General features: G+C 64.9%; 10 protein-coding genes, 1 other RNA gene and 1 pseudogene. 5 read left to right on the forward strand and 7 right to left on the reverse strand.

Annotated elements, in window-relative coordinates; genetic code table 11:
* Positions 1–75: 75 nt before the first annotated feature.
* Together DF196_RS05790 and ffs are read right to left on the reverse strand one after the other, a co-directional pair.
* Positions 76–1248 carry a phosphatase PAP2 family protein gene (locus DF196_RS05790; RefSeq protein WP_109056925.1) on the reverse strand — a complete coding sequence of 391 codons (1173 nt, stop codon included), beginning with the start codon at positions 1246–1248 and terminating at the stop codon, positions 76–78.
* Positions 1249–1439: 191 nt separating this feature from the next.
* Positions 1440–1536: signal recognition particle sRNA small type (gene ffs / locus DF196_RS05795), an RNA gene on the reverse strand.
* A gap of 542 nt (positions 1537–2078) precedes the next feature.
* Between ffs and DF196_RS05800 the strand changes: the two genes are divergently transcribed.
* The gene (locus DF196_RS05800) at positions 2079–4277 is read left to right on the forward strand and encodes a transglycosylase domain-containing protein (RefSeq protein ID WP_170114995.1); all 2199 of its coding nucleotides are present in this window, start codon (positions 2079–2081) and stop codon (positions 4275–4277) included.
* A gap of 366 nt (positions 4278–4643) precedes the next feature.
* On the opposite strand, the gene leuA is transcribed toward DF196_RS05800, so the two are convergent.
* Entirely contained in the window at positions 4644–6560 is a 1917-nt protein-coding gene (gene leuA, locus DF196_RS05805; RefSeq protein WP_109056927.1) for a 2-isopropylmalate synthase, read from the reverse strand.
* A gap of 221 nt (positions 6561–6781) precedes the next feature.
* On the opposite strand from leuA, the gene DF196_RS14045 reads away from it, so the two are divergent.
* The 3 genes from DF196_RS14045 (at position 6782) to DF196_RS05820 (ending at position 12194) form a co-directional block, all read left to right on the forward strand.
* The gene (locus DF196_RS14045) at positions 6782–7636 is read left to right on the forward strand and encodes a DUF4234 domain-containing protein (RefSeq protein WP_276310817.1); all 855 of its coding nucleotides are present in this window, start codon (positions 6782–6784) and stop codon (positions 7634–7636) included.
* A gap of 222 nt (positions 7637–7858) precedes the next feature.
* On the forward strand, positions 7859–10198 hold the full coding sequence (locus tag DF196_RS05815; RefSeq protein WP_109056928.1) for a PASTA domain-containing protein: 2340 nt from the start codon (positions 7859–7861) through the stop codon (positions 10196–10198).
* 454 nt (positions 10199–10652) lie between these two features.
* The gene (locus DF196_RS05820) at positions 10653–12194 is read left to right on the forward strand and encodes a metallophosphoesterase family protein (RefSeq protein ID WP_170114992.1); all 1542 of its coding nucleotides are present in this window, start codon (positions 10653–10655) and stop codon (positions 12192–12194) included.
* A gap of 7 nt (positions 12195–12201) precedes the next feature.
* Here the strand turns inward: DF196_RS05820 and DF196_RS05825 are convergent, their stop codons facing one another.
* Together DF196_RS05825 and DF196_RS14190 are read right to left on the reverse strand one after the other, a co-directional pair.
* The gene (locus tag DF196_RS05825; RefSeq protein ID WP_158276276.1) at positions 12202–14487 is read right to left on the reverse strand and encodes a PASTA domain-containing protein; all 2286 of its coding nucleotides are present in this window, start codon (positions 14485–14487) and stop codon (positions 12202–12204) included.
* A gap of 159 nt (positions 14488–14646) precedes the next feature.
* Positions 14647–14754 (reverse strand): annotated as a pseudogene (locus DF196_RS14190) (zinc-ribbon domain-containing protein); the annotation flags it as partial.
* Positions 14755–15210: 456 nt separating this feature from the next.
* Here DF196_RS14190 and DF196_RS05830 point away from each other — a divergent pair.
* Positions 15211–16068: a FadR/GntR family transcriptional regulator gene (locus DF196_RS05830; protein WP_109056930.1), complete on the forward strand. Its 858-nt coding sequence runs from the start codon at positions 15211–15213 to the stop codon at positions 16066–16068.
* A gap of 302 nt (positions 16069–16370) precedes the next feature.
* On the opposite strand, the gene nagB is transcribed toward DF196_RS05830, so the two are convergent.
* Positions 16371–17183: a glucosamine-6-phosphate deaminase gene (nagB, locus tag DF196_RS05835; RefSeq protein WP_109056931.1), complete on the reverse strand. Its 813-nt coding sequence runs from the start codon at positions 17181–17183 to the stop codon at positions 16371–16373.
* A 52-nt stretch (positions 17184–17235) separates the two neighbouring features.
* On the reverse strand, positions 17236–18198 hold the full coding sequence (locus tag DF196_RS05840) for a dihydrodipicolinate synthase family protein (protein WP_109056932.1): 963 nt from the start codon (positions 18196–18198) through the stop codon (positions 17236–17238).
* Positions 18199–18247 lie beyond the last annotated feature (49 nt).

Below are 18247 nucleotides of genomic sequence, written 5' to 3' on the forward strand. Positions count from 1 at the left end.
GATGGCCAATCGCCAAATCGGGGGCGTGCGGCAGCCCGGACGACCGCATCCGGGCGACGGCGGCAAGACGCCCGCCTAGCGCTTCGGCGGGGCCGGCGGGGCGCCGATCAGACCGATGCGGCTCAACGGCGAGGCTGTGATCTGGCGCAGGGCCAACATCAGTCCGAAGGCCAGCGAGGCCACGCCCGTGACGCCCGCCACGGCGCTGATGATGGAGCCCTGCACGGCCCAGCTGGCACTGACGGGCAGGCCCGGCACCACCTGCCAGATCACGTACGCGGCGTAGGCGATGAGCAGCAGTCCGGCGGTGATGAGCACGCTGCCCACGATCTGCACGCTCACCGAGGAGACGCGGCTGCCGGGCGCGTCCATACCGGACGTGCGGGTGAACGCCATGGCGATCAGGGCCAGTCCCGCCACCAGCAGAATGGACATGGCCACGTCCGAGGGACGATGCCATTGGCCGTAGATCACGGAAACGCCGACGAGCACCGACCAGGTCACGCCCACGACCCCGGCCAGCGCTCGGGCGGCGCGCGGCACGGCGAGCAACAGGATCGCGGCGCAGGCGGCGGCCAGCATCGTGTGCCCGGAAGGCGCGGAGTTGACGGCGGGCGATTCGGTGTTGATGATGAACGGTCGCGGCAGCACGTCCTTGATGCGCGTGGTCGCCAGGCAGATCACGGCGAACACGGCCACCTGCCCGACCAACCACCAGCGGCGTCGGATCAGCGCGGTGACGATGCCGATGGCGGCGATCGCGCAGCTGACGGCGATCACCAGCCACGACTGGGCCACGGCGCCCATGATGCCGGTGGCGAAGCCGGGCACATGGTCGGCCAGGTTCTTCCAGACGAGTTCGTCGTACGACTGGCCGTTTTCCGTGTACACGCATCCCCACCACACGCCGAAGCCCACGGCGATGAGCAGCAGTCCGAACACGACGCAGAGCACGCGGCTGGACACGCGCGGACGCACGGTGAGCGGGTCGAGACGGGCCAGGCCGCGGTCGATGTCGTCCGGTTCGTCGCTGTAGGGCATGCCGGAGCGGCCGGTCGCACGGGTCATGCCGAGGGTCGCGGCGGTGGCGGTGGTGCGGGGGTCCGGGCCGAGTGCGGCCAGCGGATCGGGTTCGGGGGCCGGGACTGACGACTGCGTGCGGGAGGATGATCCGGGGAATCCTGCGGAACCTACGAGATTGGCCGGCGCGTGCGGGTCACGAATGGTGGGATGCTGTGCGTCATTCATACGTTCGACTGTACGGCCGCGCCCCGGACAGTACCCCGCCGCATTGCGAGCCCGTAGCCGAATCCGCACATTCTCATGTGACAGTTACGCGGTGGGGCCTGGTACGCCTCGCCCGACACACTCAAGGCCGTTCGGCCAAGCCTACGGTCTGGCGAGGCGCACCAGGCCTCACCGCTACCGTTCCGGCAAAGATGGAAAAACCTCCACGCACCCGTCAGAGGCCACTTACCCTTGCTGCATTCCTGCCCTGGGGGAGTTGGGTGACATAGCGCCGCGTGGAGGCTTCGAGTAAATATACGGAGACGGGTGGACCAGGATGCGCGCGGGCGGGGCATGGGCGGCGGGAACGGTGACGGCGAGCCGGCAGAAAGCCGGTCGGAAGCTGACTTGAAGCCGTCCGTAAGCGCCCGGAAGCGACCCGCGTCCCCTGAAAAGGCACCCTCGGAACCCCGTACGTGCCCGATATACAGCCGTTTTCCAGACAACTTGCAGCGGCGTGTCCAATGCCGTGTCCATATGTGAGGATTCCGCGTAAATCCGGGTTTTGAGACCGCTTGGTTGCGTTCACGGCCAACGAATGTTCAAGACCAGCGGTTACGGTGGTCTATATGTCTTCATATCAACGTCGTGCACACGCGCAGGGTCGGGCCTATGCCGCAAGGCAGCCGCGTACCGCGCAGAGCAAGACCTACGGCACCGCGGAGAACGGCATTAGCGCCACCCGCGCAACGCGCGCAGGTTCCGGCACGCACCGTCCCACAAGCCATAAGGCACCCAAGCGCAGCAGGAGAAGGAATGGCGGCAGGCGGCCGCATCGCGTGCTGAAATGGGTGCTCGGCATCTTCTTCGGCCTGTTCGGCCTGGGACTGCTGACCGGCTGCGCGGCCTTCGCATACCTGTACACCACCACCGAGGTCCCGCAACCTGAGAAGTTCGCGCTGGCGGAAAAGACGCGCGTCTATTACGCGGACGGCACCACGCTCATCGGCTCCTACGCCGAGCAGAACCGCGACATCATCTCCTGCGAGGGCCTGCCGAGCTATCTGGGCAACGCCATCGTGGCCTCCGAGAACCGCACCTTCTATACGGATCGCGGCGTGGACCTGAAGGGCATCGCCCGCGCGTTCTGGAACAACGTGACCACCGGCACCCGCCAAGGCGGCTCCACCATCACCCAGCAGTACGCCGAACGCTACTATCTGGGCGAAACCACCACGTACGCCGGCAAAGCGCGCGAGGCCATACTGGCGCTCAAGATCGCACAGACCGAGTCCAAGGACGAGGTGCTGTGCAACTACATGAACACCATCTATCTGGGCCGCAACTCCTACGGCATCCAGGCGGCGGCCAAGGCCTACTTCAACAAGGACGCCAAGGATCTGACGCTCTCCGAGGCCGCGATGATCGCCGGCATCATCCCCTCCCCCTCCACATGGGATCCGGCGGACAACGCCGCCATGGCCAAGCAACGCTTCAAGCGCGTGCTGAACATCATGGAGGAGGACGGCTACATCACCGCCAAAGACAAGGCGGCGGCCAAGTTCCCGGACACCGCGCCCGTGGCCCAGCAGAACGAATACGCCGGTTCCACCGGCTACCTGCTGGATATGGTGGAGCGCGAGCTGGTGCAGTCCAAGGCCTTCACCAAGGAGGAGCTGGCCACCGGCGGCTACAAGATCGTCACCACCATCGACAAGTCCAAGCAGGATGTCATGCAGTCCATCGGCGACACGCGCCTTTCGGACATGCCCGAGACGCTGCAGATCGGCGGCATCGCCGTGGAGCCGAAGACCGGGGCCGTGGTGTCGGTGTACGCCGGTTCGGACTACCTCACCAAACAGCTCAACAACGCCGATCAGGCCCTGTTCGAGCCCGGTTCCACCATGAAACCGTTCGCACTGCTGGGCGCGGCGCAGTCCGGCGTGAACTTCAACACGCTGTTCAACGGCAACTCGCACCAGCACTTCTCCGGCCTGGACGCCGAGGTGAACAACGCCCTGGAGAACAACTGGGGGTATATCAACCTCTACCAGGCCACCGCAAACTCGGTGAACACGGTGTTCATGAACGTCAACGAGCACCTGACCCCGCAGCGCACGGCGGCGATCGCGCATGAGGCCGGCATCACGGGAGACATCGACGAGAACTCGATGTACAACGTGCTCGGCATCAACGCGCTGACCGTGTGGGATCTGGCGCAGGGCCACTCCACCATCGCGAACAACGGCGTGAAGAACACCATTCACATGGTCGATCGCGTCATCGATTCCAATAACAAGGACCTGTACAACGCGCCGAACGAGAACGAGCGCGTCTTCGACGCCAACGATTGCGCGCTGGTGCAGAAGGCCATGCTCGGCACCACCACGTACGGCACCGCGGCGGGCACCTCCACCATGCTGGGACGCCCGGTCGCCGGCAAGTCCGGCACCGCCAACGACGAGAAGGCCTCCTCCTTCGTGGGCTACACGCCGAGTCTGCTGAACGTGTGGGCCATCTGGAACCCGGACAAGGACGGCAACCCGCAGGTGGTGCCCGCCTTCTCCGGCTACGGCATCTCCTCCACCGGCTACCCGGCGCACCTGTTCCAGGAATACATGTCGAAGGTCCTGCAGGGCACTCAGGTCGAGGAATTCCCCACCGCCAAGGACACCGGCAAGATCGGCGGCACGGACGGCACGTGGGGCCTGGGCAAGGGCCAGAGCTCCGGCACCACGTCCGGCCAGCAGAAGGCCGAGACCGACGACAACGATTCCAAGAGCGATTCCTCCGCCGATGGCAAGGATCAGTCCTCCGGCTCCGGCACTGGCTCCAGTTCGCAGAACACGCAGGAATTCGCCCAGCAGTGCCTCAACAACCCCAGCTATTCCACCGAGTGCCCGAACAATCCGGGCACCAACAACGGCGGCACCGCGAACGACCCGTCCAACGGCGACGACAGCGGCCCGTCCTATGACGAGCCCGTCCAGCCTGACGAGGAGTCGCCCTTCGCACCCGGCGAGACGTATTCCTATTCGACCACGGAGTAGCGAGGAGCACAGCGGGATTGGCCTTGCGGCCAATGCTGTGTTTTTGCGGCCGTTTGGCCGCGGCTACTCTCCCTCCGTCATCGCTTCGCGATGCCACCTCCCTCGACAGAGGGAGGCAGGTTTTGATCGTGTAGATCTTGGCCCCCTCTGTCGAGGGGGCTGCTGAGCGTAGCGAGGCTGGGGGAGAGTAGCCGCGGCCAACGGCCGCAAGAAGCGCATCGGCCAACGGCCGATTCCGTCCCCAACGCAATGGGCCCGTCTTCCATAAGGGAAGACGGGCCCATTCGTATATCCAGCCGTATTCAGACGACCGCCCAATCGGCGGCCGCCCTACTCAGCCAATCAGCCTATCTGGCTTCAGCGGCTTCAGCGCGTGCGCTGGGAGCGGTTGATCGCGGAAATGATCGCCTTGAGGGCGCTGGTGGTGATGGACGAATCGATGCCCACACCCCACACGATCTTCGCGTCGTCGGCCTCGCCCACCTGGCATTCCACGTAGGAGGCGGCCATGGCGTTGGTGCCCACGGACATCGTGTGCTCCACGTAGTCCATGATGGAGGCGTCCACGCCGAAGTTGGAGATGGCGTTGAGGAAGGCGGCGATCGGGCCGTTGCCGATGCCGGAGACCTCGCGCTCCACCGGCTCATCCTCGCCGACGTTCACGCCACGATCGAGCACGCGGGCCTTGAGCACGGTGTCCGAACCGTCCTCGCCGGAGCTGATGGCCACCTTCAGGAGCTTCAGACGGCCCCACGGCGCGAGCGAGGCGTCGTGCGTATCGCCCACGACCACGCCGGCGGCGGTCATGCCGGACTGTTCGACCGGCAGGTACTCGTCCTTGAACAGACGCCAGATGTCCTCGTCCTTGACTTCCTTCTTGGTGTCGTCGGCGAACTTCTGGACGATCTTGTCGAACTCCACCTGCAGGCGCTTGGGCAGGTCGAGGTTGTGGTTGGTCTTGAGCAGGTAGGCCATGCCGCCCTTGCCGGACTGCGAGTTGACGCGGATGATGGCCTCGTATGTGCGGCCGATGTCCTTCGGATCGATCGGCAGGTACGGCACGAGCCACACGAAGTTGTCCAGATCGGCGCCGGCGCGGTCGGCGGCCACCTGACGGGCCTCAAGACCCTTCTTGATGGCGTCCTGGTGGGAGCCGGAGAACGCGGTGAACACGAAGTTGCCGGCGTACGGGTGACGCTCGGAGATCTTGATCTGGTTGCAGTACTCCACGGTCTTGCGGATCTCGGGCACGTTGGAGTAGTCGATCTGCGGATCGATGCCCTGCGTGAGCATGTTGAGGCCCAGGGTGACGAGGTCCACGTTGCCGGTACGCTCACCGTTGCCCAGGAGGCAGCCCTCGACGCGGTCGGCGCCGGCCAGCATGGCCAGCTCGGTGGCGGCCACGCCCATGCCCTCGTCGTTGTGCGGGTGCAGGGAGAGCACCACGGAGTCGCGGTCGTCCAGGTGGGTGGAGACGTACTCCACCTCGTCGGCGAACACGTTCGGCGTGGTCATCTCCACGGTGGCGGGCAGGTTGATGATCATCGGGTGCTCGGGGGTGGGCTTGATCATGCCGATCACGGCGTTGCACACCTCGACCGCGTACTCCGGCTCGGTGCCCGTGAAGGACTCCGGGGAGTACTCGTAGTACAGGTCGATGCCCTTGGCCTCGCCCTCGAGATCCTTGCACAGCTCGGCGGCGTCCGTGGCGAGCTTCTTGATCTCTTCCTTGTTCTTGCGGAACACCACCTCGCGCTGCAGCACGGAGACGGAGTTGTAGAAGTGCACGATCGCGCGCTTGGCGCCCTTGAGGGCCTCGTAGGTGCGGCGGATGAGGTGTTCGCGGCACTGGGTGAGCACCACGATGGTCACGTCGTCCGGGATCAGCTCGCGCTCGATGAGCATGCGGATGAAGTCGAAATCGGTTTCGGAAGCGGACGGGAAGCCCACCTCGATCTCCTTGAAGCCCATGGAGACCAGCAGGTTCCAGAAGCGCAGCTTGCGCTCGGAATCCATCGGGTTGACGAGGGCCTGATTGCCGTCGCGAAGATCGACGGAGCACCAGCGCGGCGCGCGCTGCAGTCGCTTACCCGGCCACGTGCGCTCCGGGTAATCAAAGGGGATCTGCTTGTCGTATGCGGCGTACTTGTTGTACGGCATACGGCTCGGTTTCTGCGGATCGCCGATGAATCGTGCCGGAGGCAGCAGCGGGTCATTGTTCCCTCCATTGGATGCCGCGGCGACCGCTGCGAGATCAAAGACGGACGATTGATCCTGACCCATTGTTCCTCCTTTGCTGTGTGGAATGATTCCTCAATGGTTAGTCGTTTACGCACATGTAACATGTGCATCTCTCTATCCTAGCGACGGCCCGTTCCAACACCCCGCACGTCTCACAATCTGCCGGAATCGGTTGTGTTTCCTTGGGATGACGGACCGGCGGCACTAGGATTGGAAGCATGCGCGGGGGCGCAAGGCTTCCGCCATGAGAGAAGAAGTCCATTATGACGAATCCGAATGTTCCCCCGACCCCTCAGGTTCCGCAGATGCCTCCGATGCCGCAGGCACCGCGCGTGCAGTCCGCACCGATGCCGCAGCCGGTCCAGCCGCCGACCCAGGCGCCCGCTCAGGCACCGTTCGCCGCGCCTGTTCAGGCGCCCGTTTCCGCTCCGGCCTACGGGCAGCAGCCGTCCGTGCCTCAGCCGTCGATTCCGCAGCCTTCCGCCGCTCCTCGCACTCCGCAGTACGCACCGCAGCCGGCCTATCAGGCGCCGCAGGCCCCGCAGTACGCCGCGCCGCAGCAGCCGGCCCAGCCCGCACCGGCCCCGTCCTTCACGCCCGCCGCTTCCGCCGGCACTCCGGGAACCCCGGGTGCTCCCGCAATCCCGACCGGCATGGTTCCCGCCGCCCCGTCGATGCCGGCACCGCAACAGCCCACCGCCGTATACAGCTCGCGCCCGGCCCGTCAACTGCGCACCAAGCGCGGCCTGCTCAAGTACATCCTACTGGGCATCATCACCCTCGGCATCTACGACCTCTGGCAGCTGAGTGAAATCGGCGAATCCCTGAATCTCATGGCCTCCCGCCGCGACGGCAAGAAGACCATGCACTACTGCCTGCTCTTCTTCATCGTGGGCCCGATCACCCTCGGCATCGGCACCCTCGTTTGGTTCCATCGCATAAGCGCGCGTGTGGGCGAGGAGCAGCAGGCCCGCGGCATGGCGCCCACCGTTTCCGCCGCCACGTTCTGGCTGTGGGGCATCCTCGGCGCGTTCATCATCGTGGGTCCGTTCATCTACTACTACAAGCTGCTGCACGCGATGAACGACCTCTCCGCCGACTACAACGTCCGCGGCTGAGCCCCGCCGCATCCGTCAATCGTTTCCACGAGGCTCTGTTAAGCCAAAATTGACATACCCCTATTCTTGGCTCCCCTTGTCAGGGGAGCTGGCGGCGAAGCCGACTGAGGGGTAGTCCATATCAATTTGGTGTAACAGAGCCTTCTGTAGGCCGCCTTCGCCGGCATAGCCGAGACGGTTCGTTCATGCTGTCTTTTTTCATCGATTCACGAAAGCAAAGTCATGTTCTGTACTCACTGCGGAAAGCCCAACGACGATTCCGCCAAGTTCTGCACCTCCTGCGGCGCGAAGCTGGACAAGCCGGAAGTTCCGGCCGCGACCCCGGCCGCACCGGCAACGCCCGCCGCAACTCCGACACCCACGGCTGTGCCGCTGCCGGACAGCGTACCCGCCCCGGCCAGTCCGACGTCCGAAGCACCGGCCGTAACCCCGGCCGCACCAACTGCCGCGGCTCCGGCGACATCGCCCACGGCCTCCGCCACAGTCTCCGATACTTCCGCCACGGCGGCCTCCGCAACGGCATTCAGCACCGCCAAGCAGCCGCCGAACAAGCTCATCATCGCACTGGCCGCCGTGCTGGCCGTCATCGTGGTGGCGGGCATCGCCCTGTTCGCCACCTGGAAGGCCGAGATGTGGGGCGGCAAGACGCTGCCCGATCCCGCGTCGATCGTCAAGACCACGGCCTCAAAGGACGGCAAGTCGGCCACCATCAAGGCCAAGGACGTCACCGAGGCGCTAAAGCTCAAGGGCATCAACGCCAAAACCGAGAAGGTCTTCTCCGGCAAGGAAAGCGGCGCGTTCCTGGGCTACGACGGCCTCAAGCAGGGCCAGCGCGTCTCCGCGGGCACCATCGTCACCGTGCAGGAATCGGCCGGCCCCGGCGTGCCGAAGAACACGCTCGGCAAGAAGGCCGAGCAGGTGGTTGACACGCTCGAAGGCATGAACGTGCCCGTACATTACAAGAAGGTCTACGTCTCGGACACCAAGAAGAACCCCGAAGGCACCGTCGTGGCCACCTATCCCGCCGCCGGCACCGGCGTGCAGGACTCCGAAAAGGACAAGGGCATCTACGTGGGCGTGGCCGCCAAGGGCGATGGCACCGCCCTGCCGCTCGATGTGATGGGCAAGAGCGTGGACGACATCAAATCACAGCTGGAGTCCGAAGGCCACAGCGTGACCGTCGAAAAGCGCTTCTCCTCCAAACAGTACGTGGGCAAGGTGGCCGGCGCGGATCCCGCCCCCGGTTCCTCGCTTGATTCCGGCGATGACGTGACCTTGTACGAGGGCATCGACGCCACCAGCATGAAGGATGCCTTCACGGACAGCAATCTGCCCGAAACCGGAGGCGATGCGTTGCTCGGCACCACGGATGCGGCCGATGGTCAGTGGTGCACCAACGACGGCCAGTGCATCACCATCGAGGATCATAAGATCACCGAAGGCGGCAGCGACAACTCCGACTACAACAGCTCGTACGACGGCTATCTGGTTGCCTGCGATGCCATTCAGCAGGCATACTGCAGCAACCCGAACGCCGACTATCTGGTCACCCAGGACTATGGCGCATTCGAACTGCTCCCCCATATCAGCCTCACCAACTTCTGGTCGAACGGCAAGATGTACGACAGCAATGGCGTGCATATGGACGATTCCTGGCCCAAGTCCGGCGAATACCATCTGCAGGACCTGTTCCTGGTGGTTCCCACCGGCGCCAATCTCGAAGGACTGGAGAGCAAGGGCTACTTCGATAAGGACGCCCTTGCCGCCGCGAAGAAGGAGAAGGCCGTCGACACGGACCGCCCGTTCATCCTCTGGCGAGACCCTTCGAAGTACGAGACCACCACGGCACCGTACAGCGGCACCGGCATGAACTTCAACCCATTCCTGCCATACAACGGCTACAGCGGCGATAAATCCAACGTGGTCAAGATGAAGCCCGCACCAAGCGACGCAAACGCCTATTACCGAGTGGAATCGTCCGACCCTGACTGGGATTCCCTGCCCGACGCCGAGGTCAAGGGCGCCGGCAAGGCCGCGAAGTCCAGCTCCGACGATTCGGACAGCAAGTCCGATTCCAAGGCCAGCGCCGCCCTGTTCAAGAACGTCGCCGACCAGTACCGGTTCTTCTCCACGGGCAATGGATCGGCATTCATTGACATGACCGTGAAGGACGACGGCAGCTTCGCAGGCGAGGCGAACACCGCAGACATGAACTCCGGCGAACCCACCTACAAGGCACCACGTATTACGTATCCGTTCTCCGGCAAGTTCTCCTCCATCAAGAAGAACAGCGCCGGCGGCTACGACCTGCAGTGCGACTCCTCGTCCTTCAAGTGGGAGAAGGACAAGTATACGGATGAGAGCGGTCTCAGTCCATGCGGCGCCTGGCATTGGTATCCCGCCGGCACACCGTGGTCGTCCATGGCATCGGGAGATAAGGTCAAGTACGCGCTGGCGTACGGCAGTCAGATGGATTCCTCGAACTCCGACTCCTACAAGTCGAACCTGCTCTACGATGAGGACGCCGAGCGCTCCGCCTTCTACCCCTACTCCCAGAACTAATTTCCCTATCTATGGCTCCCCTCTTTGAGGACATTGCCGTGAAGCAAACAGCGGAGCTGTTTGTAGGCGATGTGCGAGACGACAGTCGAGCCAGCAGAACGCGAACGAAGTTCGTCCGTAATTGCAGGACGAACCGTCGGCGAAGCCGACTGAGGGGAGTCCTCGTCACCTTACTGGCGCAGCTCCCCTCAGCCCGCTCCGCGGCCAGCTCCCCTCAGAGAGGGGAGCCTTTTTGTTGGGCTCTGTTCAGTCACAATTGATATGCATACTCAGGGACTACCCCTCAGTCGGCTTCGCCGGCAGCTCCCCTGACAAGGGGAGCCAAGATAAGGAGCATGTCAATTGCGATTGAACAGAGCTTTTCGTTTGTCCCTGAAAACGCCAGGCAACATCCCTGTGCCGGTACTGTGAACACCCGCCCGTCCACTGCACCGCTCTCCTACACTGTGTAGCCATGACGAGCTTGCGATTCCGCGAAGACGGCAGCTTCCGCGTGCTGCAGATGGCCGACGTGCAGGACGGCCCCGACGTACGGCCAGACACCATCCGCCTCATCCGCGAGGCCATCCGCGCCTCCGACCCGGACCTTGTGGTCTTCACCGGCGATCAGATCCGCGGCTACGACCCCGCCTACATCGACACTTTCCTGCGTCGTCGCGGCGAGGAACCCGGTGCCCGCGTGCGCGCAGTCACCGAAGTCGAGGCCAAACTGCGCGGCATCAAACGTCATCCCGTCATCCGCGAGGCCGCAGGCAAGGCGGCCGGACGCATCGCCGACCGACTGACCGAGGCCGGCCGTCCCGTACCTGCCAAAATCAGCGCAATCGCCGGAATCGCCAATGCCGGCACGACCCCCGCAGATGCACCGGCGGGCTCCGACCCGGCGTCCCCGGCCTCCCCCGAACCCGCAGCAATCACAACCACACTCGCCCCGGACGCCCCCGCCACCATGGACGAGCTCATGGACCAGACGCGCGAGAAGGTCCGCCGCACGTTCTCCGGATTCCTCGGGCCCATCGTGGAGGCCGGCGTCCCCTTCGCCGCCACCTACGGCAACCACGACTTCCAGTGCGGCATCCTCGCCAACGAGCAGGACGACATCTACCGCGAGTTCCCCGGTTGCCTCAACCCGCAGGACAGCCTGGAGCCCGGCACGTTCGCCCTGCCCATCGAGTCGTCGGACGGCTCGGGCCGCGTGGCCATGTCCGTCATGATGGTCAATTCCGGTGATTACGCCGGCAAACCCGAGGAAAACGACGCCCAGTACCCGGCATACGTGGTCAACTCCCGCGGCCTCGATCTGGCCGATGCTGACGGCTACGGCACTCCCTCGCCCGAGGCCATCGACTGGCTGCGTGACGTCCAGACCGAACTCGGCGAGCGCAACGGCGATGGCAAGCCCGTGCCCGCCATCGCCTTCCAGCACATCCCCCCGCAGGAGTTCTACGACTGCCTGAAGGAGGTGCCCGCATGGACGCCGAATTCGGTGGAAGGGGCGCGCACCCACGCCGGCCACTGCTACGTGCTCGACCACACGGTCTGCCGACCGGGCTCGCGCCTGGGTGAGGCCATCGGCTGCGCGGACGAGAACGTGGGCGAGGTGAGCACGCTGACCGAGGCCGGCGGGTACTTCGCGCTGTTCTGCGGGCACGACCACAAGAACGCCTTCGTAGGCCATGTGCACGGCATCGATCTGGGATACGCGCCCACCTGCGGCTTCGAATGCTACGGCCCGAAGTCGCGCTACCGCGGCATCCGCCTGTTCGAGTTCCACGAAAGCAATCCGGCCGGCTACGTGACGCGCATGCTCACGTGGGGCGATCTGGTGGGCCGCTACTCCAGCAATGAGGTGCGCGTCTGGTTCGAGGACCACTGCATCACCGACGCCATCGGCATCCGCAACGAGCTACGACGCCCACAGGTCTTCGCCGTCCTCGCCGGCGCCATGAGCCTCGGCTTCATCGCCATCATCCACTCCCTGCTCAAGCAGCGGTAGGGCGCGCTTACACCAGGTTGCTGTAGAAGGTTTCGCCGGAGCCGCTGGTCTCGTTCACCAGCGCCGGACCGGGCAAGGCGCTGGCCTGTCTGTCCGAACCGAAGTATCCGGCGCCCCAGCCCTTCATCGCGTCACTCAGGCGCGACACGGCGTATCCCTTGGGGTAGAGCGTGAACTCCCCGCATGGCGACATGCCATACGGTTCGGTGATGGTCACTTTGGCGCCGTTCTCGTCGTACGAGTCGCCGACGGTGCCTTTGATCTTCAGTCCTTTGGTGTCGCACTGCAGGGTATAGGTGCCGTCGTCGTTCTTCTTGGCCGAGACGAATTTCCCGGAGAATTCCGACTGGCTGCGGGTGCCGCGCGGGTATTCGCTGCCACCGCCACCCAGGTCGGTGTCGATGTATGTGCCTTCGAACGTGCCATCCTCGTGAACGGTCAGACTGGTGCCCCAGCCGCCGGCACCGGATGAGAAACCGTATTCTTCGGCGGCTTCCTTCATTGCCTCCTTGAAGACCTTGTCGGCAGCCGTATTCGATTTGCCTTGGGCGGTGCTGGACGAATCGCCGGATGAGCCATCGGAATCCTTGGCGCCTTTGACGGAGAGGTTGGTCATGGAGTCCCAGTCGTAGTCGCCGGTCTGATCGACCAGGTAGTAGGCGGTGGCGTCACTCGCGGCGGGCTTGAACTTCACGTCGTTGGTGTCGTCGGTGGACGGCACGAACGGGTTGTCGCCCACGTTTTCCTTGGTCACCTTCACGCTGGTCTGGTCGTACAGCGCGGGGTCGCGGTAGAGGATGAACGTGCGATCGCCGTCCACGGCCTTCTGCTTGCCGGCGGCCTTGACCGCGTCCGCGTCGAAGTAGCCGCCCTCTTCGGCGGCCTTGATGTCAGCGCCGGCCGCCACATAGACGAACAGATCGTTGGCCTTCATCTCGTAGGTGGCGCTGCCATCCCAGCCATCCGATTCGGAACGCGCCGACGGCACGCCGTTACGGCAACCATCGAACCACGTCGAAATCATCTGGCCGCCGCACATGGCGCCCTCGCCGCCGCTGCCGAAGTCGAACATGCCCCAGTTCTTGGTGATGAGGCGGTTCTTGGAACCACCCTCATATTTCTGCCCATCGGAAGTGATATCGATGGAGCAGCGAGCCACGTCCCCACCGTTTGAGGCGAAGCACTGGCTGACCTCAGTGCCGTCCGATGAGTCGCTGCCAGCCGAGGAGCCCCATGTCTGCGAGATGGTCGTATCACCATAGTCGTTCTCGCCGGCGCTCAGCGTCATGCAGTCCTTGTCGATGTCGGTGATGGTCGCCTTGCAGTACGTGCCGGTGATGGCGTCGCTCATCATGTACAGCGTGCGCGCGCCGGGCTGGGACCGGCCGGACGTGTCGATCATCAGATCGTTCACGCTGCCGGCGTCCACGCCCTGATACAGCGTGATGGACTCGCCCGAAGTCGTCGGCGAACCGGGTGCGGGATCTGCGCCGATCACCTTGCCGACCATGTTCTCGGAGGCGAAATGCCGCTTGACGGTCACGTCATAGCCCTGCGACTCCAGCTCGGAGCGCACGTCGGCCGCATCCTGCCCCACGATGTCCGCGCCGATGCCGTCGCCCTTGCCGGCCACGCCGATGTAGATGCCCTCGTCGCGCTTGTCTTCGGGCAGTCCGGTGCCGGCGGCGGGGTAGGTGGCCACCACGGACCCTTCCGGCATGCGTTTCGTATCGTTGACGATGACCTTCTTGTAATGCACGGGTACGCCCATCGTGTTGAAGGTGGACGTCACCTGTTCGGCCTGCTTGCCGATGACGCCTTTCGGCACGCCCGGTCCGGCCGATTCCTGCACGGTGATCACCGCGCCTTTCGGCATGCGCGCGCCCGGCTGGGTGCCCTTGTATCCGACGAACGAGCCCTCGGTTTTGCCGGAGAACACCTGCTCGGTCCGGGCACCGAAACCCTTGGCCTTAAGCGCGGCGGTCACATCCGAGGCCTTGACCTCCGCCGACTGTCCGTCGCCGGTATCCGATGCCGCGACGGCGATGGACGCGGGATCCGGCAGCGAGCGCCCGCCCCACAGTTCCGCCTTCCGCGTGGCGAACAGCGCGATGCCGGCCACGACCAGCACGGCCAGCAACGCCGCCAACAGCAGCACCATCCGATCCGGTTTGGCCGGGGCCGCGGCCGTCGTCGGGGCCGCAGTGCCGGCAGGTGCGACGGGTATGGTAGTCGCCGTGACGCCGGAGTGGACCACCGGACCGGACGGCGTGGCGGCAGTCGCGGGAGGCATCGGGACGCCTGTACCCGCAGGCGCGGGAATGGCCCCGGAATTCGCCGCCGGCCGGACGGGAACGGACGCGGTCTGCGGCAACGGAACCGCACCGGGCGCCGGAAGCCGCACACCAGGTTGGCCGGCCGGCGTCGTCGCTCGTCCGCCTCGTCTCAGCGGTGCCCCGCACCCCACACAGAACTTATTGCCGTCCTTATTGGCGGCACCACACCTCGCGCAGAACATCCTCGGTCTTCCCTCTATCCGAATGGTGCAATCGCGCACCATTCTAGTGCGCCGCGGTTTCCTGCGGCTCCGCGGGGGCCCACGAACGCCCGCGGACAACCGCGTCCACCGCGAACACCCGCAAGCCTCGGCGCCGCCCTAGCCCTAGCCCCAGCGCCGGCCCATAAGAAGCCCCGGCCAACCCCGCGCGGCCGCGATGCATTCATGATACGATAGTAGTTGTCAGATGTCTGATAACTCAGCGTAGAGCCATCACTCAGAGACCGGCGCGGATCCCACGCACTTGAGACGGCACCCGCACATGTCAGCACCGGACCCCCCCGACAAGCACCCCGCACCCCCTATCGGGCCGGACCATATCGCAATGGGCACAAAACCGCGCCAGTACCGGCGTTTCGCACTATTGTGGTTGGCGAGACCCGCCGGGGAGAACGGCTTTCATCAACCGCGGCGGCAACGTCGCGACCCCGCAAGGACGAACAAGACAAGGAGCGTATCATGAGCAACCCATCCGGTCCGGCCGCACTTGAGACGCCGACCCAGACCGGGGAATCGACCCAATCGCACAACGATGAGGCCCCATACGAATATACCCAGCAGGAACTGGCGTTGTTGGCCCGCCTGTCGCTGCAAAGCACATCATCCGTCGTCCCCCCGCGCAGCCGTTGCGACGAGACGATGGACGCCATCAAATCCTACATCCTGCACGAGCATCTGCAGCCCGGAGACGTGCTGCCGACCGAGGCGCAGCTGTGCAACACCATCGGCGCCTCCCGTTCCTCGGTGCGCGAAGCGGTGCGCAAGCTCGAGGCACTGAACATCGTCAATGTGGAGCATGGCAAAGGAACCTTCGTCGGGTCGCTGTCCTTGGACCCGATGGTGGAAACGCTCGCCTTCCGCTCCATGGTGTCCGTGGGCAAGAATTTCGCCGACCTGCAGGATGTGGTCCAGCTGCGGCGGTTCCTTGACCTCGGTTGTGCCGACGAGGTGGTGGCGTCGCTGGCGAACAGCGAGCAGCCGCATCTCATGAAGCTCGCCGATTCCATGACCGCCACTGCAAAGGACGGCAAGACCTTCCTCGCGCTCGACATCGAATTCCACATGGGCATCCTCGATTCGCTGGACAACACCATCGTCAAGCAGATGGTCCGGTCGCTTTGGCTGGTCCATATGGCGGTGCTCCCCCAGCTCGGGCTGCCGGTCTCCAGCGAGCTCGACCGCACCGCGGCGGCCCACCGCCGCATGCTCGACGCCGCGCTGGCGGGCGACGTCGAGGCGTATCGCAAGGCCGTCATCGACCATTACGAGCCCATCGAATCCATCCTCAAGCAGCGCATCGAAGACGGCGACGAGTAACCCATCCCTTCCTCCAAATCCAAGAAGGCGGGGTCCGTTCCGGGAACATTTCCGGAACGGACCCCGCCTTCATTCGGGAGGAGGGAAGGAAAGGCATAGGCTCTGTTAAACCAAGATCGACATATCCCCCTATTCTTGGCTCCCCTTGTCAGGGGAGCCGGCTCGCAAAGCGAGACTGAGGGGTAGTCCCACGAAGAAAACAGTCTCCGCCCCTCGTGCAACTAAGAAGGCGGGGTCGGCTCCGGGAAATTCCGGAACCGACCCCGCCTTCATTCGGGAGGAGGGAAGGAAACGAATCGAGATCAGATGCCCTGCCAGGCCGGCTTGTGCTCGTACGAGTACCGGTAGTAGTCCTTGTGCCTCAGCCGGGAGGCCGCCGCCTCGTCCACGATGATTGTGGCGTGCGGGTGCAGCTGCAGGGCGGATGCCGGGCAGAACGCCGAAACGCCGCCCTCCACGGTCTCCGCCACCGCCTCGGCCTTGCCCGCGCCGAACGCCAGCAGCACCAGATGCCGTGCCTTGAGGATCGTGCCGATGCCCTGCGTGATGCAGTGCGTGGGCACCTGCGCGAGATCGTCGTCGAAGAACCGCGCGTTGTCGATGCGGGTCTGCTCGGTCAGCGTCTTGACGCGGGTTCCCGAGGCCAGCGAGGAGCCGGGCTCGTTAAAGCCCACGTGACCGTCCGTGCCGATGCCGAGGATCTGCACGTCGATGCCGCCGGCGGCCTCGATCGCCGCGTCATAGGCCGGTCCGGCACCCGCGATCCGTTCTCCGTCGGACAAGGGCGCGCCTTCCAGGATGTCGCCGGGCACGTGCACCTTGGCCGGGTCCAGGCCCAGCGGCTCGACCACCGTACGATGGATCGTCGCATGGTAGGACTCGGGGTGGGTCAGCGGCAGGCCGAGATACTCGTCCAGCGCGAACCCGCGCACCTGCGAGACGTCGATGGATTCGGCCTCGACGATGCCGGCCAGCGCACGGTATGCGGCCAACGGGCTCGATCCGGTGGCCAGTCCCAGCACCGCGTCCGGCTTCGCCTTGATGAGGTCGGCCACACACCGGCCGTAGATCGCGCCGGCTTCGGCTTCGTCCTTGACAATGATGACTTCCGCCATGGGGAGATTCCTTTCTGGTTCAGGTCAGTTCAGGTCAGTTCGGGCCAGCAGCTCAGGCGACCACGGTGGAGGCGCTGACCTCCTCGGCGGTGCGCACCGGCTCCAGGCCGCATTCGCGCAGCACGCCGGCCACGGCCTCCACGTTCGCGCCAGTCAGCGCGCGCACCGGGTTGGGCATCTGGTTGGTCTCGAAGATGCCGAGCAACGCCATGGCGGTCTTGAACGCGCCCACGCCGGCACCGAATCCGGAGACCCCGGAGGTGACGTTCACGATGTTCATCAGCGCGGCGAGCTTGTCCTGCTCGGTGCGCACGGTGGCCCAGTCGCCGGCCTCGTAGGCCTGCCACATGCGCACGTAGCCGGTGCACTCCACGTTGCCCAGGCCCGGCACGCTGCCGTCGGCGCCGACCATGTAGGCGCCCTCGACCACGCCCGCCTGACCGGTGAGCAGCACCAGCGGGTGGCCGGCCTTGCGGTTGGCGTCGCACAGGAAGCGGAAGGAGACGTCGTCGTTAGAGGAGTCCTTGACGCCGGTGAGCACGCCGTCAAGGCCGAGGCGGATGAGCAGGTCGCCGGGCAGCTTGACGTGCACGCACACGGGGATGTCGTAGGCGAACAGCGGCAGGTCCACGGCCTCGTGGATCAGGCGGAAGTGGTTCTCGATCTCGGGCAGGCCGCCGAGCGCGTAGAACGGTGCGGTGGCCACGATGGCGTCCGCGCCAAGTTCGGCGGCGACCTTGGCGTGGGCGATGACGCGCTCGGTCTCGGTGTCGATGCAGCCGACGAGCACCGGCACGCGACCGGCGGTGAATTCGATGGCGGCCTCGATGATCTCACGGCGGCGTTCGTCGGTGCTGAAGGCCACCTCGCCGGAGGAGCCGAGGAAGAACAGGCCGTTGACGCCCGCATCGACGAGACGGTCGATGGAGCGCTTGAAGCTGGCGCGGTCGAGCTGGCGGTCGGCGGTCAGCGGGGTCACGACCGGAGGGATTACGCCGCGGAAAGTGGTGTTCATGTTGGTATTCCTTGTGTCTGTTGCTTCGTTGGAAGACGTTTGGATGGGT

This window comes from Bifidobacterium callitrichidarum, from assembly GCF_003129905.1.
Taxonomy (GTDB): Bacteria; Actinomycetota; Actinomycetes; order Actinomycetales; family Bifidobacteriaceae; genus Bifidobacterium; species Bifidobacterium callitrichidarum.

What these genes read in the sequence shown, in the direction of transcription:
- DF196_RS05790 (WP_109056925.1), bottom strand. Translation starts at nt 1,248, where the DNA reads ATGAATGACGCACAGCATCCCACCATTCGTGACCCGCACGCGCCGGCC.
- leuA (WP_109056927.1), bottom strand. Translation starts at nt 6,560, where the DNA reads ATGGGTCAGGATCAATCGTCCGTCTTTGATCTCGCAGCGGTCGCCGCG.
- DF196_RS14045 (WP_276310817.1), top strand. Translation starts at nt 6,782, where the DNA reads ATGACGAATCCGAATGTTCCCCCGACCCCTCAGGTTCCGCAGATGCCT.
- DF196_RS05815 (WP_109056928.1), top strand. Translation starts at nt 7,859, where the DNA reads ATGTTCTGTACTCACTGCGGAAAGCCCAACGACGATTCCGCCAAGTTC.
- DF196_RS05820 (WP_170114992.1), top strand. Translation starts at nt 10,653, where the DNA reads ATGACGAGCTTGCGATTCCGCGAAGACGGCAGCTTCCGCGTGCTGCAG.
- DF196_RS05825 (WP_158276276.1), bottom strand. Translation starts at nt 14,487, where the DNA reads ATGCCTCCCGCGACTGCCGCCACGCCGTCCGGTCCGGTGGTCCACTCC.
- DF196_RS05830 (WP_109056930.1), top strand. Translation starts at nt 15,211, where the DNA reads ATGAGCAACCCATCCGGTCCGGCCGCACTTGAGACGCCGACCCAGACC.
- nagB (WP_109056931.1), bottom strand. Translation starts at nt 17,183, where the DNA reads ATGGCGGAAGTCATCATTGTCAAGGACGAAGCCGAAGCCGGCGCGATC.
- DF196_RS05840 (WP_109056932.1), bottom strand. Translation starts at nt 18,198, where the DNA reads ATGAACACCACTTTCCGCGGCGTAATCCCTCCGGTCGTGACCCCGCTG.